Consider the following 22,541-nt stretch of genomic DNA (forward strand, 5'->3'; position numbering starts at 1 on the left):
TCTTATTTCTTCCTCGATTCGATTTCGATCGGCTCGCCGGCGACCATGAACCGGCCGCGGCCGCGGTGGTGGAGGGTCCGGGGTTCTTTCACGGAGCGGTCGACCCGGGCCCCGACCACTTCGAGAATATAGAAGCAGTAATCCGCGGCCAGGCGCCGGTCGACCACCCGGCACTCCAGGCCGGCGAAGCATTCTTCGATGAGGGGAGCGCTCACCTTGTCGGCGGGGACGGGGGTGAGGCCGAACCGCGCGAACTTGTCGACCTTCGCTCCCGAGCAGTTTCCGCAGCCCACCACCGCGGCGGCCAGGGGCGCCTCGGGAATGTTGATAGAGCACTCCCCGCTGGCTTCCAGAAGGGAGTGGGAATGGTTGCGGTCGCTGAGGACGAAGCCGACCAACGGGGGTTCGAATTCGATCATGGTGTGCCAGGAGAGGGGCATGACGTCGGTCCTATCCCCGGCCGCGGTGGCCACCAGGACCACCGGCCCCGATTCCAGAAGCCCGTACACCCGGGAAAGGGGATACGGAGTGCGGCTCATCAACGTCACCTCCCTTGTCGTGCGCCCACGCTCAGGCAGGAAGCGCGGACCTCGGCTAAAAATCGTCCGGCCGCGTCGATCGGGACCTTGCCGACGGCGACGATGAAATAAGGATCCCCGGTGTCGTGCCGAAACCGGTATATCCAATAACGGGGCGGGTACATTGCCCGGGAAACGCCGTCCGGATAGGTCAGTTTCACTTCCAGGAGCCGGCCCCCCGGAGCCCGTTCGTCGGCGACGACCTCAACCGTGCCCTCTTGGCGGTCGAGCGCGGCCCGGCCCGTAGAAAGCTTTTTCCATCCGGTTTCGAGTCTCTCGATGTATCCGTCGATGTTGGCGGACACGGTTTCCGGACCGCACTCTCCCTCGCATAAGACCTGGATTTCGATCCGGGGGGGATCGCTGAAGTCGTCCGCGTCCGCCGGCTCAAAGACCGCGGTTCCGAAACCGGGATTCCGCTTCCAGCCCGCAGGCACCGTCGCCCGCAGGAGCACGGGTTCGCCTCCGGCCGGGTTGGGGCAAGCGATCTCGACTTCCTCCCCTCCCGCCGGCACCGGTTCTTCCCCCGCCCGTACGGAGAGGGCGGCGGCCAGCAGAACCGAACTCAGGCAACCGATGCCGCGCACGGTCTTCCCTCTTCCGGGGGCTACTCCGGCCGGGGCCGGACCACCCTGACGGCGGATACGGTCGTATCTTCCTCGTCGCCGTCGTCGTAGACGATATGGACCTCCCCGCCCCGGCGAAGACTGATTTTCCCGGGGTAATAGACCCCCTGGCCGCGCCAGTTCCCGAAAACCGTATCGCCCTCCTCGATATCGTCGAAGGTCAGCCGTTCGGCCGTGGTCCATTCCTCGTCGCCGTCGTCATAGACCACGTAATACCTGTCGGCTTCCGCCTTCCCGACCGTGGCCGGATACCAGTACTCGTCCTGGCTCCAATCCGCCAGCACCGAATCCCCGGGGTTCCACGGCCCGGACGGCGGCAGGACGGGAAGGGGACGCTGGAACGTCAGCGTTTCCGCCTGGAGCGCGCCGTCGGCCCCCGGGTAGCGCCCGGAGAGGGTCCCACCCGGCAGTATTTCGTACACCACCACGCCTCCGGGCCAGCTCGAAGCCAGAAAAGCGCCCGTTTTCATGCCGACGCCCCGGTGCACGGCTTTCCCGATGGTCCAGGTCAGCCCGTAGCTTTCCCCCTTTCTGCGGATGGCTACGGTCCCCTCGTAATTCTCCCCCTGAACCCGGTAAATTCCCTCCAGGGAGTCGGGGCTCCCCGAGGGCTCGTCCGCGCCTGCGGCCGAAACCGCCAGCGCGGCGCCCAGTAAAACCGGCGTCCATTTCTTCATCGCCCCTCCTTGCTGTTCCCGTGCCGCCCGAAGCTTACAGCGAACCCGGCGTGGAATCATCCATAATCGGAAAGGCCGGGGGACCATTCCGTCCGCGGTTCTTCCCGGCCCGGCTCCGTCGGCGCCCGCTCGGAGCGTTTTTCCGCGGGCGAGGGCCGCAGGTCCCGCCCGGCGGCGCCGGGCAGCCGGCGGTTGGCCGACGCCGCCAGCTCCCGTAGCCGACGGACCTCGGCGGCGGTGAATACGCCCCCCAGGGAAGGAAAGACGGTGTTGTTCTGCAGAAGCGGTTCCTCGGGGGCGGCTCCGGCCGCTTGCAGTTCGCCGAAGGTACGGGTCCCGGGGATGGGCGAGAAGGCGGCGAGGATGGTTCTCAGCCCCAGGGAATGGACAAATCCGATATCCGCTTCCACCTCGGCCGGGGTCTGGCCCGGATAACCGAGCAGGGTATAGACCCCGATCCGGCCCGGCTCGAAACCGGCCGCCTGCAGCAGGCGCGCCGCCCGTTCCAGATCCGCGTTGGCGACCTTGCCCCCGGTCGCCATCTGGCGCCCGGGATCGACGGTCTCCAAGCCGATGCGAACGGTGGCGAAACCGGCGGCGCGCATCAGTTCCGCCGTTTCCGGATCGAGGAGACGGGCGTGCAGACCGTTGGGGGTATGGAACCGGCAACCCCCTCCCCGGCGGAGCACTTCCCGGAGAAACGGGCGCAGGGCGGTCCCGGCGCAGTGGAGGAGGGCGTTGTCGTAGAAAGCGAAGTCGGTGGTTCCCTGATCGCGTTCCCGGGCGACCGTATCGGCCGCCCGGACCGGGTCCTCTCCCGCTATATCCGGCTCCAGGAGCGGGCCCGCGCAGTAGGAACAGCGGAAGGGGCAACCGCGGGAGAGCTGGAGCGGTATTGCGGTTCGATCGCGGAGGAGACCGTAATCCGGAGGCGGGGGAGTCCCGGGAACGGGCGCGACGGGAAAACCCAGGCGACCCAGGGACCGGGCCAGGGAAGCGGGGCCGCGCCCGGCCTGGACCAGGTCGGGTCGGCAGACGGCGGCGGCGTGAGCGGGGAGAAGGCGGGCGTAAATCCCTCCCAGGACCACCGGTACGCCGGGAAAGACGTCCCGGGCCAGGTCCACCGCTTCCCGAACCGCCGGATACCAGTACGTCATCCCCGATCCGATCAGGATAAGACGCGGGCGGCCGGCCGCGGCCAGCGTTTCCCGGGCCAGCGCCGGAGGAAACCCATACCGGAAATACCGCCGGCCGAATCCGGCCAGGACCGGGGGAGGGGGGATCTCCTCGCGGGGATACTTCCCGCAGCCGTAGGCGTCGAAGCGGGCGTAGCGGGAGGCGGAGAAAGCGCCCAGCTCCGGGTGAAAACGGTCGAGAAAATCGACCAGGACCGTCTCCCAGCCCCAGCGGCGGAGCTGGGCTCCGACTCGGAGCAGGCCCAGGGGCCGGGCCCAGAGGTCGTAGGCGGCGAAATCGAAGATACCGGGATTGAGGAGCAGGGCCTTGATCGCGGAACGCCTCCCCGACACGGACGGCGCCGGGCCGGCTCAGAACTCGAACGTCTCCCCGTACTCGGGAGCGGCGACCTCGGCTTTCATCCTCTCCCGTAGCGCGGAAGCGAAAGCCTGGGACGATTCCCGTTCGCCGTGGACGACGAAGACCCGGCGGGGAGTATTCCCGAAACCGTCCATCCAGCGTAACAGATCGTCCCGACCCGCATGGGCGGAAAAGCCGCTGATCTGCTCGATCCGGGCCTGGACCGGGTGGGACGCGCCGAAGATCCGGACCGACTCCGGACGGCCGAGAATGTAGCGGCCCAGGGTTCCCACCGCCTGGTAGCCGACGAAGAGAATCGTCGATTCCGCCCGGGATATGTTGTGCTGGAGATGATGCTTGATCCTCCCCCCGGTGCACATCCCCGAGCCGGCTATGATGATGGCGCTCCCCTTGATGTGGTTGATCGCCTTCGACTCGGCGGCGGTCCGGGTGAGGGTGAGCAGGGGAAAGTCGAAGAGAGCGCCGGGGGCCCGGCGCAGCGCCGCGGGGTTGAGATAATGGGGATACCGGTCGTAGATCTCGGTCACCTTGATCGCCATGGGGCTGTCGAGGAAGGTGATCAAATGGGGGATACGGTCGTTGCCCAGGAGAACGTCCATGGCGTAAAGAATCTCCTGGGCCCGCTCGATGGCGAAGGAGGGGATGACGATGTTCCCTCCCTTGGCCCTGGTGGATACCACGATCTCCACGAATTTATCCACCGCGTCGTTCGGCGTTTCGTGGTTGCGGTCGCCGTAGGTCGATTCCACCACTACGGCGTCGGCACGGGGGATGAGGGTCGGGTCCCTGAGCAGGACCTTTCCGAAGCGGCCGATGTCGCCGGAAAAGACGACCGTCTTCTCATCCCCTTCCTCTCTGATCCTGAGTTCGACCACGGCCGCCCCGAGGATATGCCCGGCGTCGTGAAAACGGCAGACGACCCCCTCCAGGACATCGACGTCGAGACCGTAAACGGAGGGAGAGAACAACGGGGAAACCGCTTCCGCATCCTCGGTGGTATAGAGAGGTTCGTAGGGATGGGGCGCGGTCTTGCCTTCCCGCTCGTGCCGACGCTGCTTGAAGGCGACGTCTTCTTCCTGGATCCGGGCCGAATCCATCAGCACCACCCGGGCTATTTCCTCGGTGGGTTCGGTGCAGAATATTTTCCCCTTGAACCCTTCCCGGACCAGGCGCGGGAGGTAGCCGCAGTGGTCGAGATGGGCGTGAGTCAGAACCACGGCATCGATCCGGGCGGGGGGGACGGGGAAGGGGAGCCAATCCCGGTCCAAAAGGTCCCTCTCCTGGTGGAGGCCGCAATCCACCAGTATCTTTTTCGAGCCGGTTTCCAGGAGAAACCTGGATCCGGTGACGTTTCCGGCAGCACCAAGAAAGCTTAATCGCATCGCCGTCTCCCGGGTTGATTTTTTCCCAGTATAGCCCCTCTCCCGGAAAGAATCAAATTCGGACCCCGGGTAGACGCGGGAAAAACATGGCAATCGCGGCGCCTATGCGAAAAAATACCGTCGGGCTACCCCGCTGTTACCGCAACGGGTTTATCGGGTGACATCTATCGGAGGAACATTTCTTTGCAAGCGGCCGTCCGGACAATCTCCCTGGGGTTGATCGTGCTGGCCCTGGCTCCGTTCCTCCGAGCCCAGCCCAGCCTGCCTCCCCCCCTGGACCGCGAGAACCTTCCCGAAACAATATATTCCCGGATGCGCTCACTTTACTCCATCGTCCCCCTGGAGCGGGGCCGGGCGGCGCTCGCGCTCGGGGACGCCGGCGGCGAAGCTCTGGCCGCCGTTCCCTATCTGAAAAGCATGCTCGACGACGACGCCCTGTTGACCATGCGTTCGGCCACCGGCGGGGCGGTGAGTACATCCCCCGGCAAAGAGGCGGCCCGGGCGCTGGCCAGAATATTGGCCCCCGGGGAAGCCTTGGCCGTTCTCCAACCCGCCGCCGCCTCCGCCACGGCGGCGATACGCGCCGCGGCCGCCCGCGGCCTGGCCGAAATGGGCGATTCCGTTTCATATCCGATCCTGAAACGGCTCCTGCTCGACGATCCGGACCCCGCGGTCCGCGCCAGCGCCCTCTCCGTCCTCGATCAAATCGATACCCCCCGTACCGCCGATCTGCTGGTGGGCGCACTGGACGACCCCTCTTCGGACGTGCGCAAGGCCGCGGCCTACATCGTTGCCGGGAAACGGCGCGACTGGCTGATGGAACCACTGGTCGGGGCCCTGAGCGCCCCCGGCGTTTTCGCCCGCAAGACCGCCCTGGAAGCGTTGGGGGGCCTGCCCGACGCGGAAAAGCGGCCGGAACTGGCGGCCATGCTCGATGACGAGGACCGGGGCATCCGGCTCGCCGCTCTTGCCATCCTGGGGCGCAACGACCGGTTCCCTGCGGGGCCGGTCCTGAACCTCCTGGCCGACCCGGATTGGCGTGTCCGGGAAGCCGCCTTCGCCCTGCTCGCGCCCCGGAACGACCCGGGAACAGCAGACCGTTTCCTGGAACTGCTGCGCGCGCGCGAAAGCTCCGGCCGCCGGTATGCCATTCTCTGGCTGGGACATCACCGGGTGGTGGCGGAGGAGGAGGTCGCCGCCTGCCTGAACGATTCCGACGCCGAAGTCCGGAAACTGGCGGTCGCCTACCTGGGGGAGCACGGCGGAGCCGGTTTCCTCTCCCGGGTCGGCGCCGGAGCCCGGGACCGCGACTGGGCGGTGCGTCAGGCCGTCGCCGAAGCGCTGGCCCGCAACCGCGGCCCCGGCGCGGTACCCGTGCTTATGAAACTGCTCTCGGACACCGATTGGCGGGTCAGGGAAACCGCGGCGGTTTCTCTGCAGAACTATCCGGGCCCGGAAACGGCGCAAGCCCTCTTGCGCCTTCTGAACGACGACGACCCCCGAACCGTCGTTCTGGCCGTGCGCGCCCTAGGCGGCTTGGGGGAGCCGCAAGCGGCGGCGGAGATCGCGCGCATCGCTTCCGATTCGAACCGCGCCGTCCGCGAAGAAGCGGCTTCCTCACTGGGAAGGCTGGGGGGAGCGACGGCGGCCCAAACCCTGATCCGGCTGCTCGGGGACGAAAGCCCGCGGGTCAAGGCGGCGGCGGCAAAGAGCCTGGGCCGGTGCGGCGACCGGGGGGCGGCCCTGGCTCTTCTGCGGCTGGCGCTGGAATCGAACCAGGAAGTCAGAACCTCGGCCCTGGATTCCCTGACCTCGCTCGACCCGGAATGGACCGAGGAAGAACACAAAGAAGCCGCGGACCTGATCTATAGCGCCCTCGCTTCCCCCGATTTCAGAATTTCGGATTACGCGCTCGGCCAGGCCGGGAAACTGGGCGATGCTCCCCTGGTGGAACGTTTGCTGCTCATGCTCGAAAGCGGGGACTGGCGGCGGCGCGGCAAGATCGTGGATGCCCTGGGCCGGTCCCGGGACGCCCGGGCGATCCCCGCTCTGATCAAGCTTCTGGGAGTAAGGGATCCCCTCCTGGGAGCGACGGTCCCGCAAGCAATTCTCTCCATCGGGGGCCCGGAAACCGCGCCCCTGCTTTTGGAAGCTCTTCCGGAAGCGGGCGAGAATAAAAAAATAGCGGTCGTCCGGCTCCTGGGAGAAATTCGAGACCCCGGTTCGGTCGCCGGCCTCATGAACGCTCTCGGCGATCCCCAGGCCCCGGTGCGCGCCGCCGCCGCCGCCGCCCTGGCCGAACTGCCCGATCCCCGTTCCATACCCCCTCTTCTGAAAGCGCTCCAGGACGACAGCGCTCCGGTGCGGGCGGCGGCCGCCGCCGCCCTGGGAAGAAGAAAAGACTGCTGGATCGCCGAGTCCCTCTATCGCCTGGGAGGCGATCCTTCGGTCGAAGTCCGGCGCACGGTCATCGACGCCCTGAGCAGGATGGGATGCCCCGACGCGGTCCCCGCCCTGACCAAGGCGCTCGACGACCCCGACCGGGAGGTCCGGGAAAAAGCCGTCGAGGCTTTGCGGACGCTCGACACTCCCGGGGCCGTCCGGAGCCTGGTCGAGGCGACGGCGGAACGCAACGATGCGACCGGGGACCTGGCGGGCGAAGCCCTGGGCGAAGCCGGCGCCATCGCCCCCCTCCTGGAGGGGCTCCGGAGTCCCGACCCCGAAACCCGGGCAATAACGGCTCAGCGCCTGGGAGAATTAAGAGCCATGGAGGCCTCCAATATGCTAATAATGTCCCTTGACGATCGGGAGCCCGCGGTCCGGACCGCCGCGGCGGGGGCGCTGGGGAAACTCGGAGGAGAGGGAGTGATAGAACCCCTGATCGACACCCTTGAAGATCTGGAACCGGCCGTCCGGGAAGCGGCGGCGCACTCGCTCCAGCTGCTGACCGGAAAAGACTTTGGTTATGACGCCAATGAATGGCGACGCTACTGGAAGAGGGCTCACTAGCGCCGGCCGCCGGCCCGGGGGCGGGGCCGGGGGCGGGTTCGAGGCCGAGTTTCACATCTCCCGCCGGGCGCGGGAGCGCTACGGATTCTCCGCTCTGCTGTACGCCTTGGACGGCAACGCCGTCATCTCCGATCAAGACGCCGTCCGGGAGATCGTGGCCGAGATCAACGCCCGGCGCCCGGGGGAAAACGCGGTCAGGGCGGGGGATGTCAACGCCATCGGCCTGATCGACGAGATCTGGCATTATATGGTCCGGTTCTACCGCCGCGCCAAACGCCCCGGGACCCTGGGCACTCTGGAAAAACACCTGGAACGGACCCTGGGCGCCGGCGCCCTCGACGGGCTGCGGCTCGCCTTCGTCGAAGAGTTCCCGGGGAGTTCTGTCGTTCGGGGGGGGGAATCCCCTCAAGCGTATTTGGCCGGGAAAACCGCCGGGCAGCTCAACCGGCGCCGGATTCTGGAAGAGATGCTGATGCTGGGCCTGGCCAACCGCAATCCGGCTTTTTCGGTAGTGGCCGAGTTCTTCGACGAATCCCCCCTGGAGAACCGGGAAGGCTATCGCCGGTTGATGGATGAATTCCGGGCCTTCTTCAGAACCCAACCCGGATTCGGCAGGGGGAACAAGGACCTGGTTTCTTTCCTGGTCGAACCCATCGTCGCCGCCCCTCATTCGCTTTCGGATCAACTCGAGTATATCTACCGCCACTGGGGCGAATACCTGAATGAAGAACTTCTCGGCCGCCTCCTGGTCGGCCGCGACATTATCCGTGAAGAGGAAAAGGAGCGGCGGGACGCGGGGGGAGGCCCGGGCGGCGCCGCGGAAACCGCCGGGGCCGGACTGCCGCTTCCCGGCGGCGGCGCGGCGCGCGGGTACCCCGAGGACTACGAGGCCTTCAGCCCGGACCTGGATTGGATGCCGCGCGTCGTCCTCATGGTGAAAAACATCCATGTCTGGCTCGACCAACTCTCCCGCAAGTACGGGCGCCGCCTGAGCCGACTCGACCACGTGCCGGACGAGGAACTCGATCTGCTCCGCGACCGCGGGTTCACCGCTCTTTGGCTGATCGGGATCTGGGAGAAGAGCCGCGTATCCCGAACGATCAAACAGACCTGCGGAAATCCCGACGCGGGGGCGTCGGCCTATTCCCTCTACGATTACGCGATCGCCGGCGCCCTGGGCGGCGAAGAAGCCCTCCGGAATCTGAAATCCCGGGCTATCCGACGCGGGGTGCGGATGGCCAGCGACATGGTCCCCAACCACACCGGAATCTACTCGCGGTGGGTGGTGGAACATCCGGATTGGTTCGTGCAGCTGCGGGTTCCCCCCTTTCCCGGATACGGCTTCAACGGGCCCAACCTTTCCGAAGACCCCCGGATCTCGGTTTATATCGAAGACGGCTATTGGACCCGCACCGACGCCGCCGTGGTCTTCAAGCGGGTCGACCGCCTGACGGGGGACGTCCGGTATCTGTACCACGGCAACGACGGCACCAATATGCCCTGGAACGACACCGCCCAGCTCGACTATCTCAAGCGCGAGGTCCGCGAAGCCGTCATCCGCACCATCATCCACGTCGCCCGGTCGTTCCCCATCATCCGGTTCGACGCCGCCATGGTCCTGACCAAGAAACACTTCCAGCGGCTCTGGTACCCGCCCCCGGGCTCGGGAGGGGACATTCCCTCCCGGGCGGGGAGGGGGCTATCGCCCGCGGAATTCAACCGCCGGTTTCCCAAGGAGTTCTGGAGGGAGGTGGTGGACCGGGTGGCGGCCGAGGTTCCGGACACCCTGCTGCTGGCGGAAGCTTTCTGGCTCCTGGAGGGTTACTTCGTCCGCACCCTGGGGATGCACCGGGTCTACAACAGCGCGTTCATGAACATGCTCAAAATGGAGAACAACTCCCAATACCGCACCCTCCTCAAGGATTTCCTGGAGTTCGAACCTCAGATTCTGAAGCGGTTCGTCAACTTCATGTCCAACCCCGACGAGGCCACCGCCGCCGAGGGCTTCGGGGACGGGGACAAATACTTCGGAGTCTGCTCCCTCATGGCCACGCTCCCCGGACTTCCCCTTTTCGGGCACGGCCAGATCGAAGGTTTCCGGGAGAAGTACGGGATGGAATTCCTCAGAGCCACCCAGGCCGAACCCGTCAACCGGGGTCTGGTCCAACGCCACGAGCGGGAGATCTTTCCTCTCCTGAAAAAACGTTACCTGTTCAGCGACGTCGCAAACTTCGTACTCTACGATTTCTTCCGGGAAACCGGCGCGGTCGACGAAAACGTTTTCGCCTATTCCAACCGCCACGGCGCGGAACGGGCGCTGGTCCTCTACCATAACCTCTACGCCGATACCGCGGGGTGGATCCGGGTTTCGGCCGCCCAGGCCGAAAAACGAGGCGGCCGCAAGACCGGGCTCAGGCAGTCGACCCTGGCCGAAGGCCTCTCCCTCAGAACCGGCGAGGAGGATTTCACGCTTTTCCGGGAACTGCGCAGCGGCCTGGAATATATCCGGTCCAGCCGGGAGCTGCAGGAAAAGGGTTTCTTTACCCGCCTCGGGCCCTACCAGGTCAAGGTATTCGCCGACTTCAGGGTCATCCGGGACGGCCCCGAACGGGCCTTGAGCGCCCTGGAACGGAACCTCAGGGGCCGGGGCGTGCCCAACCTCGACCATGAGATCCGCAAGCTTCATTTCGGACCCCTCCACGCCGCTTTCAGGTCCCTCTACAACCGCACAACCGTCGAGGAAATGCTCGCGGCGGCGAGGGAGAGCCGAACCCCCGACGAATACGGCCGCCGGGCGAAGGCGATCCTGGATCCGGTCCTGACCGCTCTCTTCGCGGCCGCCTCCGGCTACGGAGGGGGTATCGACGAAGAAGCGGTCGGAACCAGCCGAAGGGCGCTGGAGGCGATTTTCCTTCTCGAAGGGGACGAGAACCTCCCGGGCTGGACCAGCAGCCGCTACAGCCGCCCCGCCCTCCGGAAATTCCTGGAGCTCCGGCGGCTCCCCGGCGCACCCCCGCGCCCCCTGGGGTTGTTGATGCTCTGGTCCTGTCTGCGCGAAGTGATCGGGGGCGGGCGCCGCAATACCGTCGAAGTATCCCGCATGAAAAAATGGTACCTGGACGAACTGGTGATCGAGTTTCTCGAAGAACTCGGCGGCGACTGGTCCGCGGCCCGCGACGACCTCGACCTGCTCACGATCATGCTGGCCGAATTCACGGATCTGCGGAAGATCAAAACCAAAAACCACCTGTATCTTTTCGCCCAGGTTTTTCGGGACGACGTCGTCCGGCGCTACCTGCGCTTCAACTGGTACGCCGATACCCTCTGGTTCGACCGGGAAAGTCTTTCCCGGATGGTCTTTTGGCTTTTCGCCACCTCCGTCCTGGAAAAAGCGGCGGCGGGAGCCGCGGGTGAAGCTCCGCGGGTGAAGGGGCTGGTTCTTTACCGGGCCGCCGGGAGGCTGGAGACACTGGCCGAAGCCGCCGGGTTCAAGGTCAAGGAATTTATCCGGGAGATCGCCCGGGCCCGGGCGCCGCGGAGGCGCGCCGCCGCGGCTGCCCGAAAACGGAAACGGCGGTGAAGTTCCTGGCGGTATCGGGGGGGGACGCTCTCTCCCGCGAAGCGACGATCGTCGCGCTCGTCGGCGGTTTCAGCCGGAAAGGATGGCGGGTGGGAGTGGTCTCGCACCGGATTCTGGGGTCCGGGGACGAAGCCGGCGGGGCGCCTCGGAACTATGCGGCGGCGGGGGCGGTCCAGGTTCTGGCCAGCCGGGGACGGGAAATCGTCCCTCCCCAGAAGATCGCGGGCCTCACCCCGCTGCGCCGGGCGGCGGCCCGCTATTTCAACGCCGTCGACCTCCTCATCTCCGAAGGGTATCTCGACCCGGTCCCCCGGGTGGTCGTCCAGGACGCGCGGGGAAAATCCCCCCTGCTTTTCCGCAAAGACCCTTCGGTCGTGGCCGAAGTGGGGAAGGAGAGGGGAGGTGACGGGGGGCCGCCGGTATTCGAACCGGGGGAGCCGGAAGCCCTGGTCGAATTTCTTGCCAAGGTTCTGGCGGACGCAACCTGACTTATGGTAGAGTCCCTGCGGTCGGCCGCCGGCCCGGGCGAGGGTTCCGGGCCGCAATTTCAAGTCCCCGGCTGAAGCCGGGGGAAAGGAGGAACGCGATGAAGGTACCGCCTCCCTGCAAGGTATCCCAGGAAGAGATCGTCTTCCAGGCCTCGGAGATCGAAGCCCTGCTCCAGCCCCCGCCGATGCAGCTCAAACCTTTCGATCCCTGCTGGATCACGCTGAAAGGCAAGGACATGGTTATCCGCGAGGCCAAACCGGAGGAGATCGATCTGCTCTGCGATTATCTGCGCCAGATCCTCGACAGCCCCCAGTTCGCGGAAGGAAAGGATTATTACGACATCGTCAGCGCCCGGATCTACGCGGAGCTGCTGGGCGTCAAGCGCAAGCGCCTCAAGGATCCCTATACCTTCGTGGGCTGCGTCGACGGCGAACTGGTCGCGTTCTGCAACGGCCGGCTCTTCGACGAAGACATCAACATCTCCCTGCATACCATGGCCCTGGCCCGGGGGATGAGGGCGGGCGCGGTCATGTACTACGCCAAATGCGAATACTGCTTCGAGCAACTCGAACAGCAGGAGTTCTGGGCCACCTACGAGAGCATCAACGGGCTCAAGCGCTGGGGGCTGGGAATGTGCCAGCCTTCCTACCCGTGGCCGGATATGCAGCACGAACTGGGCGGCGCCAAAATCTTCTACATCACCCGCGAGTATTGGGATGCCCGGGTCAAGAACTACCTGGCCGACATGGTCGGAGCCGAGATCAAGCGCCCGGTCCCGGACGACTTGATGGAGAAAAACGACACCCTCAAGCTTCCCCAGGGAGTAAACATCTGACCCGGGGAAGGCGTTCCGGAGAGAAGTCGGGGGGCGCCCGCCCCGGCGGGCGCTCCCCGGTTTTTCGGGCAGTCGGCATGATCAGAAACGTCATTCTCCCGATCCTGGCGGCGATCACGTTCTGGCTGGGGGTCCAACCTGCTTACCCTGAATCCGAGACCGTTCTCGCCGGAGATTTTTTCTTCTCCCCCGGCTGCCGCGAATGCCGCGAAACCCGGGAGTTCGTGGCCGGACTCGCCGACAAATACGGCCTGACGCTCGATTTGACCGATCGCGACATCACTTCCCAGGAAGGCATGGAACTGCTCTGGGCCTGGGAGGACCGGACGGGCAAGACCAGCGACGATCCCACCGCCCTGGCGGTGGGAGGGCATTTCCTGGCGGGGGAAGACGATGTCCGGAACAACCTGGAGGATCTCATCCTTTCGGGCGAATTCCTGGACAAAGCTCCGCCGCCCGAACGGGAACGGACCGCGGAGGAGGAATTTTCCCTCTTTGCCCCCGGAACCGTGGCCGCCGCCGGTCTCATCGACGGAATCAACCCCTGCGCGTTTACGGTCATGGTCATGCTCATCTCCTTTCTGACCGTGACCGGGGGCACCCGCAGCGCGGTCCTCCGGGCGGGCCTCTCGTTCTCCCTGGGCGTCTTCCTCACCTACCTGCTCATCGGCGCCGGGCTTTTCGGAGTCGTCCTCCAGAGCGCCCGCTACCGCACCCTGGCCGACGTGATCTACCTCCTGGTCGGGGTCGGTTCGGTGGCGCTGGGCCTGATCACCCTGCGCGACGCGGCGGCGGTCTACCGGTCGCGGGAACTGAGCAAAGCGCGCCTGAGGCTTCCCGATCAGTTCCTGCGGCGGATTCAGCGCGTGCTATCCGGCAAACTCACCTCACCCCGGCTGATCGCCTCCGCCTTCGTCACCGGGTTTCTGGTTTCTCTGCTGGAGCTGGTCTGTACCGGGCAGGTCTACCTCCCCACCATCATCATGATCATGAAGAAACCGGCCCTGCGCGCCCATGCCTTCGCCTACCTCCTGCTCTACTGCCTGGCCTTCATCTTCCCCCTGGTGGCGGTGTTTTCGATCACGTATTGGGGGAGCGGCCGCATCCGGCTGGGCGAATGGAGCTCCCGGTGGGCCTGGTTGCTCAAACTTTTGACCGGCCTCCTGTTCCTGGCGCTGGGAGCGTTTCTGCTGGTCAATTTCTGACCGGTGCAGTATCCGCCGGGATCCGGCAATTATTTGCTTGCCGCCGGGGAGGGGACTTGAGGATACTGCACCATCGAAGCGCGGACCAAACCGCAGACGAAAGAAAAGGGGGGTCGAAATGAAACACGGCAACAGGCTGGCGTTCCGGCTGTTACTGCCCTCGATCCTGATCGGCGCCGCCGCGGCGCTGGTCTCGTGCAGCAGCAGCAGCGGGGGAGGGGATGAACCCGCCGCCGACATCTCCGGGAACTGGAGGGGGACCTACACCTCGGCCGAGGCGGGGGGGTTCATCTGGATGACCCTCAACCAGGACGGAAACCGAATTTCCGGAACCTTCGCCACCAGCGACGAGGGCGGGGGCACCATCGAAGGACGGGTGAACGGGGATTCGTTTACTTTCGATGTCGGACTCCCGGCTTTCTGCCCCGGCGACATCTCCGGCGACGGGGACGTGAACGGGGGCAGGATGACCCTGCATTTTTCGGGCTACGACTGCGAAACCACCTATACCAACGGCTACGCCGAGCTGAACCGCTATTAAGAAACCCGGCGCCGGGAGGTCCGGCCGAAGCGGTCCCTCCCTGCCCGGGAAGGAGTATCGATGCCCAAAATTCCGGAGAAAACCGCCAACGGCGCGCGCGGCGCGGGGAACCCCGTCGATCTGGCCGAACTGGTCGACCGGACCGGGGAAGAGATCGTTTTCCTGAAACGGCAACAGGAAGACCTCCAGAAGCAGAAGGCGGAGCTGGAGATATTGGAGAGAAAGCGCGGGGCCTTCGTCCGCGACCGCCGGGAACTTATCGCCGCATTGGAACAGGCGGCGGCGGTGCTGGACCGGGAGAGCGGCGAATTGAGAAAATCATGCTCCCTGGCCGAGTCCTATCGGGATGTGTTCCGTTCCCTTCTGGACGAACTTCAGTCGATAGAAGAGGAGCGCTGGCAGGCCGCCGAGGTCAAGGAGAACCTGGACCGGGCCCTGGCCGCGCTCACCCGCGCGCGGATCAAGTACGACGAAGGCCGAGGCAGGATCGCGGCGCTCAGCTGCGGTGAAGCGAAACGGGAGATCGTCATTCCCCCGGCCCCGGCGGGTCTCGAACTGCCGGGCCCCTGGGAACTTTTTTGGCGGGGGTTTTTCCTTTTTCTGCCCGCCGCCGTGCTGGCGGCGGCGGTTATCTTCATGGCCGGGAAGCTGCGGTAAAGGAGCCGCGGCTGCGCCTATCAAGCAAAGGAGCCGATATGGAAAACGAACGGATCGATTGGGAAGAGCAGGGATACGGGAGAACCGAACCCAGGGGCGCGGGGCCGCGCTTCGGCGCCCGGCTTCCGCAGTTCGGGCAGAGAGCGCAGCGCCTGGCCGTCTTCGTCGACGTCCAGAACCTCTTTTACTCGGCGCGCAACCTCTACGACTCCAAGATCAATTTCGACAAGCTCCGGGATTTCATCGTGTCCCGGAGGCGCCTGGTGCGCCTGGTCGCCTACATCGTGCAGAAGGAAGGGGTGGATCAGACGGCCTTTATCGACGCCCTCCGGCGCTTCGGCTACGAAACCAAGATCAAGATCCTGCGCGAGCGTCCCGACGGGACCGCCCGGGGCGATTGGGACATGGGCCTGGCGATCGACGCCGTCGCCGTGGCGCCCCGCGTCGACGCCGTCGCGCTGGTGACGGGGGACGGCGATTTCATTCCCCTGGTCGAATACCTCAAGAGCGGCGGGTGCCGGGTGGAGATCTTCTCCTTCGACCGCAGCACGGCCGGGGAGCTGAAAGCCGCTTCCGATCAGTATATCGCCATCGACCAGTCGCTGCTTATAAAGGATGCGAGAAAACCCGTGGTAGACTATGAGGCTCCAGGGGGCGGGGGGTATGAAAGGGAGGATGAGGATCTTCTTCCGGAGGATATGAGCTGATCCGCTTCCAGTACTCGGCGTGCCAGTCGCCGGCGTCGTCGAAATAGCCCGCCTCCCAGGCGAAACCGGGGCGTTCGGGCGCCCGCCAGTAACCCGGGACCCATTCCGCGGTTTCCCGGTGCCCCGGCACCCAGACCATCTCCCCGCCGTATCGGATCTCCGTTTCCATCGGTTCCCAGTAACCGGGAAGGTAGCGGCCGGCTTCGTCGAACCTCCCCTCGATCCAGGTATATCCTTCCCTACGCTCGGGGCGGTACCACGCTTCCAGGACGGCCCCCGAAGGCAGGGCGACTTCTTCCACCCGCACCATCTCCAGACGATCGCGCGCCGCCCGCGCCGGGTCGGCGGACTGGATCCGCGCCCAACCCGGAAGGGCCAGCAGGAAAAACCCCATTCCGTACACTACCCGCATTATCGATCTCCTCGTGACGATTCCATCTAAGCGCTGGCTTCACGCGGCCCAATTTTATAGCATCATCCGGCGCGGGAGCCAATAAAAAGGGGGCGCACATGGGCGATTTCAAGTTGGTCAGTTCCTTTCGTCCGCAAGGAGACCAACCCCAGGCCATCCGCCGGCTGGAGGAAGGGCTGCGGCGGGGCGAGCGGGACCAGGTCCTCCTGGGAGTGACCGGTTCCGGGAAGACCTTCACCATGGCCTGCGTGGCCGAGAAACTCAACCGCCCGACCCTGGTTCTGGCCCACAACAAGACCCTGGCCGCCCAGCTGTACGGCGAGTTTCGCGATCTCTTCCCGGAAAACGCCGTCGAATACTTCGTCAGCTATTACGATTACTACCAACCGGAAGCCTACCTGCCCGCAACCGACACCTACATCGAAAAAGATTCCTCCATCAACGAACAGATCGACCGGATGCGGCATTCCGCCACTCACTCCCTCTGGACCCGGCGCGACGTACTGATCGTCTCCAGCGTTTCCTGCATCTACGGCCTGGGCTCGCCGGCCGCCTACCGGGAAATGATGGTCGAAGTCGCGCGGGGCATGGAACTGCCCCGCGACGAACTGCTCCGCCGCCTGATCGACCTCTGGTACGAGCGCAACGACACCGACTTCCACCGGGGGATATTCCGGGTCCGGGGGGACACGGTCGAAATCTTCCCGGCCTACGAGGAGGACCGGGCGCTGCGGGTGGAGTTTTTCGGCGACGAAGTCGAAAAGCTCTCCTGGGTGGACCCGCTGACCGGGAAAACGCGGCGGACGGAGGAATCGGTCCGGATTTTTCCGGGAAGCCACTACGTCACTTCACGGCCCGACCTCGACCGGGCGGTCTCCGGCATCCGCCGGGAGCTGGAAGAGCGGCTGGAAACCCTCGGGAACGCCGGGCGGCTGCTGGAGGCTCAGCGCCTGGAGCAGCGCACCCGCTACGATTTGGAGATGATGGGGGAAATCGGGTATTGCGCCGGCATCGAAAACTATTCCCGGCATCTCGACGGCCGGCGACCGGGAGAGCCTCCGGCCACGCTCCTGGACTACTTCCCCGACGATTTTCTCCTCTTCGTCGACGAAAGCCATATCACCATCCCGCAAGTCCGGGGCATGTACCGCGGAGACCGGTCACGGAAAGAAACCCTCGTCCGGCACGGTTTCCGGCTCCCTTCCGCCCTCGATAACCGGCCGCTCACGTTCGATGAATTCCAAGCCAGAATCGGTCCGGCCGTCTACGTCTCCGCCACCCCCGCCGAGTACGAATTGAAGCGGGCGGGGAAGCGGGTGGTGGAGCAGATCATCCGGCCCACCGGATTGATCGATCCCCCCATAGAAATCCGGCCGGCCGAGGACCAGGTCGACGATCTGATCCTCGAAATCGGGGACCGGCGGAAAAGAGGAGAGCGGGTTCTGGTGACTACCTTGACCAAGCGGATGGCCGAAGACCTGGCCGACCACCTGGAGGAGCGCGGCATCAAGACCAAGTACCTCCATTCCGACATCGCCACCCTGGAAAGAACCGCTCTCATCAGGGACTTGCGCCTGGGGGTTTTCGAGGTTCTGGTCGGAGTCAATCTCCTCCGGGAAGGGCTGGATATCCCCGAGGTTTCACTGGTGGCGGTGCTGGACGCGGACCGGGAAGGTTTCCTCCGGTCGGAACGTTCCCTGATCCAGATCTGCGGTAGAGCCTCGCGGAACCTCAACGGCAAAGTCATCCTCTACGCCGCCTCCACCACCGATTCCATGGCCGGGGCCGTACGGGAGACCGCCCGCAGAAGAAAGCTGCAGAAAGCCTACAACCGGAAGCACGGGATCACCCCGGAAGGAATCCGCAAGGATATCGGAGACATTCTCGGAAGCGTCTACGAGGCGGACTATCCGGCCATCCCCTCGATCGCGGAGGATGACGAGCCGTTCGCCGCCCCCGGGGAACTTTCCGAACGGCTCGATCGCCTGGAACGGTCGATGCGGAAACTGGCCGCCGAATACCGGTTCGAGGAGGCGGCGAAGGTGCGCGACCGATGGTTGGAGTTGCGAAGGCTCCGCCTGGAACTGGGGGGAGAGGACCGTGAGGAACCGACTGAGGGATAAGGCCCGAAGTTTTCCCGCCCTCCCCGGGGTGTATCTGATGAAAAACGCCGAGGGCGCGATCCTCTATGTGGGGAAGGCCAAACGTCTGAGAACGCGGGTGCTCAGTTACTTCCGCCCCGGGGGGGACGGCCGCCCCCGGATACCGTTTCTGCTCTCCAAGACCTCCGAGATCGAGTACCTGGTCACGGACACGGAGCGGGAAGCCCTGTTTCTGGAGAACAACCTGATCAAGAAACACCGTCCCCCCTACAATATCTATTTCCGCGACGACAAGACCTACTACCATCTCCGAATCGATTTTTCCGAGGAATATCCCCGCCCGGCGCTGGTCCGGAATCCCCGGCGGGACGGGGCCCGTTACTTCGGGCCCTACTCCTCGGGCCGGTCGCTGAAAGCGACCCTGCGCTACCTGCGCAAACTCTATCCTTTCCGCACCTGCCGCGAGGGCGTCTTCCGCCACCGCTCCCGCCCCTGTCTTTTCCACCAGACCGGCCGTTGCCCCGCTCCCTGCGTCGGCCTCGTCCATCCCCGGGAATATCGGAACAATCTGGATTCCCTGATCAAGGTGTTGGAGGGAGGGGCCCCGGAAGTGGAGGCGGAACTGAAACGCGCCATCGCCGAATCCGCCGACCGCCTCGATTTCGAAAAAGCCGCCGAGTTCAGGGATCGGCTGGCGGCCTTGAGGGAACTGGGAGAAAAACGGCTCGTCAGCCGCGCGGGCGCCCCCGATCTCGATGCCTTTGCCTTCGCCGAAGGTCGCGGGGGCACGGCCTTCCATGTTCTCCGGACCAGGAACGGCCAGGTCGAGGAAGGAATCTCGGCCCTGTCGCGCGCCCGGCTCCCCGACCGGGAAGAGGGGCTGGAATCGTTCGTTTTGCAGTTCTACCGGCGGCGCGAGATCCCCGGGCTGATTCTGTTGCCGTTTCCCCTTTCGGGCGCGGCCGCCCTCGGCGAAGTCCTACGCGAGCGGGGAGGGGGGGGCGCGCCCCGCCTGCTCGTCCCCCGGCGCGGAGAAAACCGGAAGCTGGTCGGCCTGGCGGCCCGGAACGCCCGCCATGCCCTGCTCCGCGACGGGGGACGGACCCGGCTCGCCGGGACCCTGGAGGGCCTCCAGAACCGTCTGCGGCTGTCCAACTACCCGGCCCGTCTGGAATGTTTCGACATCTCTTCCCTGGGGGGGCGGGAAGCGGTGGGTTCGATGGCGGTTTTCAGGGACGGCGAAAAGTCCCCCGGCGACTACCGCCGCTTCCGGATCCGGGCCGAAGGCGCCGCGGACGATTGCGCCATGCTGGCCGAGATCCTGAGGCGTCGGCTCCGCGACCGGGGAGGGGAGGCCGGGATCCCCGACCTGATCGTCCTCGACGGCGGCAAGGGGCAGTTGGGCGCCGGGATGAAGGTGCTCGAGGAACTCGCCGTCGGCGGCCCCGACCTGATCGCCCTGGCCAAGGAACGGACCAGAGGAGGACTCAAGCTCCGGGACCGGGTGTACCTCCCGGGCCGCAAAAACGCGGCCGGGCTCCTCCCGGGCACGCCGGAGTTCAAGCTTCTGATCCGAGCCCGGGACGAGGCCCACCGCTTCGCCGTTTCCTATCACCGGGCACTGCGCCGGAAGCACGCCCTGGAATCCACACTGGAAGAGATCCCCGGCGTCGGACCCGTGCTCCGGAAGCGCATTCTCGAAAAGTACGGGACCGCGGACGCCGTCGCCGGCGCCGACCCGGAGGGACTGGACGCCCTCCCCGGAATCGGACCCGATCTGGCCCGCCGGATCGTCGCTACGGTCCGGGCCCGCAAGGAGCGGCGCGCGGGAAAAAGGTGAAAATTCTTTTCCGGGGGCGCGTCAATTTCTATAATCGCGGGACGGAGCCTAACCGCCGTCGGGAGGGGAGATGCGGATACTAGGAGCGTTGTCGCTGGCCGGAGCCGTTCTCCTGGCGCTGCCGATGTCGGCGCCGGCCGAAAAACGGGACGTGCGCATCGGCCTGGTGGCCGAAGGCCCTTACTATCTGGAAGAAGCGTGCTGGGAACGGTTTCGCGAGGAGCTGGCCGTGCTCGGCGGCGAAAACGTTTCCTTCTCCTTCCCGGCCGACCGTCAGTTGATCGGGAATTGGGAACCGGATTCGATCCGGGAATCGTGCCGACGGCTGCTGGAGGCGGAAGACGTCGATTTCGTCGTCGGGATGGGCCTGGTCCCCTCCGCCTATTTCTATTCCCAGACCGACCTGCCCAAGCCGGTGGTCCTTTTCGGAAGCATCGACGGCGATCTGCTCGGGTTCGAAGACGAGGAGGGCCGTTCGCCCGTGCCCAACCTCACCTTCCAGCTCCGGCGGGGCAAACTCGATTCCGAACTCGCCTGGATCAAAAAACTGGCCGGGGACCGCCCGGTAACGGTGCTGCTGGACCCGGAACTCCTGGAGGCGCTCCCGGATCTGGAGGAACGGGCGCACGCCGCCGAACTCAGGAACGGGTTGAAGTTGACGCCCGCTTTCTACGGCGACACCGTGGCCGCGACTTCGGGAAACCTGCCCCCGGATACCGGGCTGGTCTATCTGACTCCCTCGGCCCGGTTCAACACCCCCGACAAGATAAGCGCGCTCCTCGAGGAATTGAACCGCCGCCGGCTTCCCACCTTCGCCTTCGAAGGCACGCGCATCGTCGAACTGGGAGCGCTGGCGGCGCTCTTTCCCGAAAGCGTGGAAAAAGCGGCCCGGAACGCCGCCCTCAAGGTCTACGAGATCGCTCGGGGAGAGCCCCCCGCCGATCTCAGCGTCCTCTACCACGAAAAAGAAGAGTTCACCATCAACCTCGAAACCGCGCGCCGGATCGGCTACTACCCGGGCTTCGAACTCCTGATGCAGGCGACTCAAACCGGCTCTCCCGATCCCGAGGGGCCGCTCCTCACCGTCCCGGGAGCGGTGGGCGTAGCCCTGCGCGAGAACCTGAGGTATCAGATCGCCCGTAGAGAGCTGGAGGAAACCCGCGCAGAGTACCGGAAGGTCCTCTCCTCCCTCTTCCCCCATATCGAAGCCGCCGCCGCCTACCAGAGAGTCGATACCGACCGGGCCAAAGCTTCGGGAGGCTTCATCAACCGCTGGGAGACACGCGCCACCGTGGGCGCCGACCAGCTCATCTTCGATTACCCGACCTGGAAAGCGGTGGCGCTGGCCGCCCTGGCCGTAGAGTCGGCCGAAATCGGCGAAGAAGCGGCCCGCCTCGACACCGCCGCCGACGCCATCCTCGCCTATCTCGGCGTGCTTCAGGCCCAGGAACTGGAACGGATCCAGCGCGAGAACCTCGCCGGGACCCGTAACCACCTCGACACCGCCAAAGTCAGGCTGGAACAGGGCGTGGGAAACCGGGAAGACATCCTCCGCTGGGAGGCACAGTATAAGAACGTTCTCTCCGCGACGGTGGCCGCCCGCTTTTCGCTGCAGAAGGCCCGGCTGGCCCTCAACCAGGTTCTCAACCGCCCGCAGGAATCTCCCTTCCGACTCGATCCCCTCCGCGGGGCCGAACCCTGGGAGGGGACCCTCTTCGGCGACCGCCGCCTCGATTCCCTCTTTCAGAACTGGAGGGAAGCCGATCTGCTCCGGGAGTTCCTGGTCGAAGAGGGGAACCGCCGTTCGCCCGAGGTTCGCGCCGCCCGCCTGACGCTGAGCATGGCCGAAGCCGACCTGGAACGGGCCGGGACCCGGATCTGGACGCCCACGCTGTCGGCGCGCTTCGAGTATTCCCGCCTTTTCGACGAAGAAACCTGGGACCCGATCACCCAGTCATGGGGGAACGCGGGGGAGTATCCCGACGACGACGAGTGGTTTTTCGGGGCTTCGGTCAGCATCCCCGTCTGGATGGGGGGGAGCAACTGGGCGGAGCTGGGCCGGGCGCGCGCGGCGCGGCGTGCCACCGATGCCGGTGGTCGACGCGCTGCGCAGTGGCGCCCAAGTGGTGCTGCCGCGGCCAGCGCCGCTGGGCGGCGCACTGGTCGAGGAAACCTCGTTGATCTCGCGCTGGCTTGCCCAGCCCGGCGTCCGGATCGTCTGCACCACAGAGGGTTTCGCGTCTCCGCTGCACTCCGCCGGCCGATGGCTCGACTGGGCCGCAACGGCCCGTTCGGCCCGGTATGCGGCGTCAGCGTTGATGGCTGAACATCACCCCTCAGAGAT

At 65.6% G+C, this 22,541-nt stretch carries 16 protein-coding genes and 2 pseudogenes; 12 read left to right on the plus strand and 6 right to left on the minus strand.

Features of this window, described 5'->3' with window-relative positions; all coding sequences use genetic code 11:
- Positions 1 to 2: 2 nt before the first annotated feature.
- The 5 genes from PLZ73_07660 to PLZ73_07680 are packed head-to-tail and all read right to left on the minus strand — an operon-like array spanning position 3 to position 4,820.
- Positions 3 to 539 (minus strand): flavin reductase family protein, encoded by a 537-nt coding sequence (locus PLZ73_07660; protein HOO77750.1) that lies wholly within the window; start codon positions 537 to 539, stop codon positions 3 to 5.
- A 5-nt stretch (positions 540 to 544) separates the two neighbouring features.
- Positions 545 to 1,165: a hypothetical protein gene (locus PLZ73_07665; GenBank protein HOO77751.1), complete on the minus strand. Its 621-nt coding sequence runs from the start codon at positions 1,163 to 1,165 to the stop codon at positions 545 to 547.
- A 20-nt stretch (positions 1,166 to 1,185) separates the two neighbouring features.
- The gene (locus tag PLZ73_07670; GenBank protein HOO77752.1) at positions 1,186 to 1,881 is read right to left on the minus strand and encodes a tudor domain-containing protein; all 696 of its coding nucleotides are present in this window, start codon (positions 1,879 to 1,881) and stop codon (positions 1,186 to 1,188) included.
- A 56-nt stretch (positions 1,882 to 1,937) separates the two neighbouring features.
- Complete coding sequence (locus tag PLZ73_07675) at positions 1,938 to 3,410, minus strand: B12-binding domain-containing radical SAM protein (protein HOO77753.1); 1,473 nt, start codon at positions 3,408 to 3,410, stop codon at positions 1,938 to 1,940.
- Between the two features lie 18 nt (positions 3,411 to 3,428).
- Entirely contained in the window at positions 3,429 to 4,820 is a 1,392-nt protein-coding gene (locus PLZ73_07680) for an MBL fold metallo-hydrolase (protein HOO77754.1), read from the minus strand.
- Between the two features lie 183 nt (positions 4,821 to 5,003).
- Here PLZ73_07680 and PLZ73_07685 point away from each other — a divergent pair, with 183 nt between their 5' ends.
- The 8 genes from PLZ73_07685 to PLZ73_07720 all read left to right on the plus strand — a co-directional run bounded on the left by PLZ73_07685 (position 5,004) and on the right by PLZ73_07720 (position 15,843).
- Entirely contained in the window at positions 5,004 to 7,829 is a 2,826-nt protein-coding gene (locus PLZ73_07685; GenBank protein ID HOO77755.1) for a HEAT repeat domain-containing protein, read from the plus strand.
- Entirely contained in the window at positions 7,786 to 11,409 is a 3,624-nt protein-coding gene (locus PLZ73_07690; protein ID HOO77756.1) for an alpha-amylase family glycosyl hydrolase, read from the plus strand. The genes PLZ73_07685 and PLZ73_07690 overlap by 44 nt, the downstream gene beginning before the upstream one ends.
- Complete coding sequence (locus PLZ73_07695) at positions 11,406 to 11,897, plus strand: molybdopterin-guanine dinucleotide biosynthesis protein MobB (GenBank protein HOO77757.1); 492 nt, start codon at positions 11,406 to 11,408, stop codon at positions 11,895 to 11,897. The genes PLZ73_07690 and PLZ73_07695 overlap by 4 nt, the downstream gene beginning before the upstream one ends.
- Before the next feature lie 98 nt (positions 11,898 to 11,995).
- Positions 11,996 to 12,733, plus strand: coding sequence for an N-acetyltransferase (locus tag PLZ73_07700; GenBank protein ID HOO77758.1), 738 nt, complete (start codon positions 11,996 to 11,998; stop codon positions 12,731 to 12,733).
- A 77-nt stretch (positions 12,734 to 12,810) separates the two neighbouring features.
- Positions 12,811 to 13,938 (plus strand): hypothetical protein, encoded by a 1,128-nt coding sequence (locus tag PLZ73_07705; protein ID HOO77759.1) that lies wholly within the window; start codon positions 12,811 to 12,813, stop codon positions 13,936 to 13,938.
- A 118-nt stretch (positions 13,939 to 14,056) separates the two neighbouring features.
- The gene (locus tag PLZ73_07710; protein ID HOO77760.1) at positions 14,057 to 14,479 is read left to right on the plus strand and encodes a hypothetical protein; all 423 of its coding nucleotides are present in this window, start codon (positions 14,057 to 14,059) and stop codon (positions 14,477 to 14,479) included.
- Positions 14,480 to 14,539: 60 nt separating this feature from the next.
- On the plus strand, positions 14,540 to 15,136 hold the full coding sequence (locus PLZ73_07715) for a hypothetical protein (protein HOO77761.1): 597 nt from the start codon (positions 14,540 to 14,542) through the stop codon (positions 15,134 to 15,136).
- Positions 15,137 to 15,174: 38 nt separating this feature from the next.
- Positions 15,175 to 15,843 (plus strand): NYN domain-containing protein, encoded by a 669-nt coding sequence (locus PLZ73_07720; GenBank protein ID HOO77762.1) that lies wholly within the window; start codon positions 15,175 to 15,177, stop codon positions 15,841 to 15,843.
- Here PLZ73_07720 and PLZ73_07725 read toward each other — a convergent pair.
- Positions 15,743 to 16,255, minus strand: coding sequence for a hypothetical protein (locus PLZ73_07725; protein ID HOO77763.1), 513 nt, complete (start codon positions 16,253 to 16,255; stop codon positions 15,743 to 15,745). The two genes, PLZ73_07720 and PLZ73_07725, sit on opposite strands and share 101 nt — an antisense overlap.
- Positions 16,256 to 16,353: 98 nt before the next feature.
- Between PLZ73_07725 and uvrB the strand changes: the two genes are divergently transcribed.
- From uvrB to PLZ73_07745, 4 genes and pseudogenes are all read left to right on the plus strand, one after another.
- On the plus strand, positions 16,354 to 18,378 hold the full coding sequence (gene uvrB / locus PLZ73_07730) for an excinuclease ABC subunit UvrB (GenBank protein HOO77764.1): 2,025 nt from the start codon (positions 16,354 to 16,356) through the stop codon (positions 18,376 to 18,378).
- On the plus strand, positions 18,356 to 20,197 hold the full coding sequence (uvrC, locus tag PLZ73_07735; protein ID HOO77765.1) for an excinuclease ABC subunit UvrC: 1,842 nt from the start codon (positions 18,356 to 18,358) through the stop codon (positions 20,195 to 20,197). Before uvrB ends, uvrC begins: the two co-directional genes overlap by 23 nt.
- 124 nt (positions 20,198 to 20,321) lie before the next feature.
- A pseudogene (locus tag PLZ73_07740) lies at positions 20,322 to 22,229 on the plus strand (ABC transporter substrate binding protein).
- 19 nt (positions 22,230 to 22,248) lie between these two features.
- Positions 22,249 to 22,541 (plus strand): annotated as a pseudogene (locus PLZ73_07745) (hypothetical protein).

This window comes from bacterium (assembly GCA_035380285.1).
Taxonomy (GTDB): domain Bacteria; phylum Auribacterota; class Erginobacteria; order Erginobacterales; family DAOSXE01; genus DAOSXE01.

Excerpts from the sequence above, each read along its gene's own strand:
- PLZ73_07670 (HOO77752.1), bottom strand. The coding sequence starts at position 1,881 with ATGAAGAAATGGACGCCGGTTTTACTGGGCGCCGCGCTGGCGGTTTCG.
- PLZ73_07715 (HOO77761.1), top strand. The coding sequence starts at position 14,540 with ATGCCCAAAATTCCGGAGAAAACCGCCAACGGCGCGCGCGGCGCGGGG.
- PLZ73_07710 (HOO77760.1), top strand. The coding sequence starts at position 14,057 with ATGAAACACGGCAACAGGCTGGCGTTCCGGCTGTTACTGCCCTCGATC.
- PLZ73_07660 (HOO77750.1), bottom strand. The coding sequence starts at position 539 with ATGAGCCGCACTCCGTATCCCCTTTCCCGGGTGTACGGGCTTCTGGAA.
- PLZ73_07680 (HOO77754.1), bottom strand. The coding sequence starts at position 4,820 with ATGCGATTAAGCTTTCTTGGTGCTGCCGGAAACGTCACCGGATCCAGG.
- PLZ73_07720 (HOO77762.1), top strand. The coding sequence starts at position 15,175 with ATGGAAAACGAACGGATCGATTGGGAAGAGCAGGGATACGGGAGAACC.
- PLZ73_07690 (HOO77756.1), top strand. The coding sequence starts at position 7,786 with ATGACGCCAATGAATGGCGACGCTACTGGAAGAGGGCTCACTAGCGCC.
- PLZ73_07700 (HOO77758.1), top strand. The coding sequence starts at position 11,996 with ATGAAGGTACCGCCTCCCTGCAAGGTATCCCAGGAAGAGATCGTCTTC.
- uvrB (HOO77764.1), top strand. The coding sequence starts at position 16,354 with ATGGGCGATTTCAAGTTGGTCAGTTCCTTTCGTCCGCAAGGAGACCAA.
- PLZ73_07705 (HOO77759.1), top strand. The coding sequence starts at position 12,811 with ATGATCAGAAACGTCATTCTCCCGATCCTGGCGGCGATCACGTTCTGG.
- PLZ73_07725 (HOO77763.1), bottom strand. The coding sequence starts at position 16,255 with ATGCGGGTAGTGTACGGAATGGGGTTTTTCCTGCTGGCCCTTCCGGGT.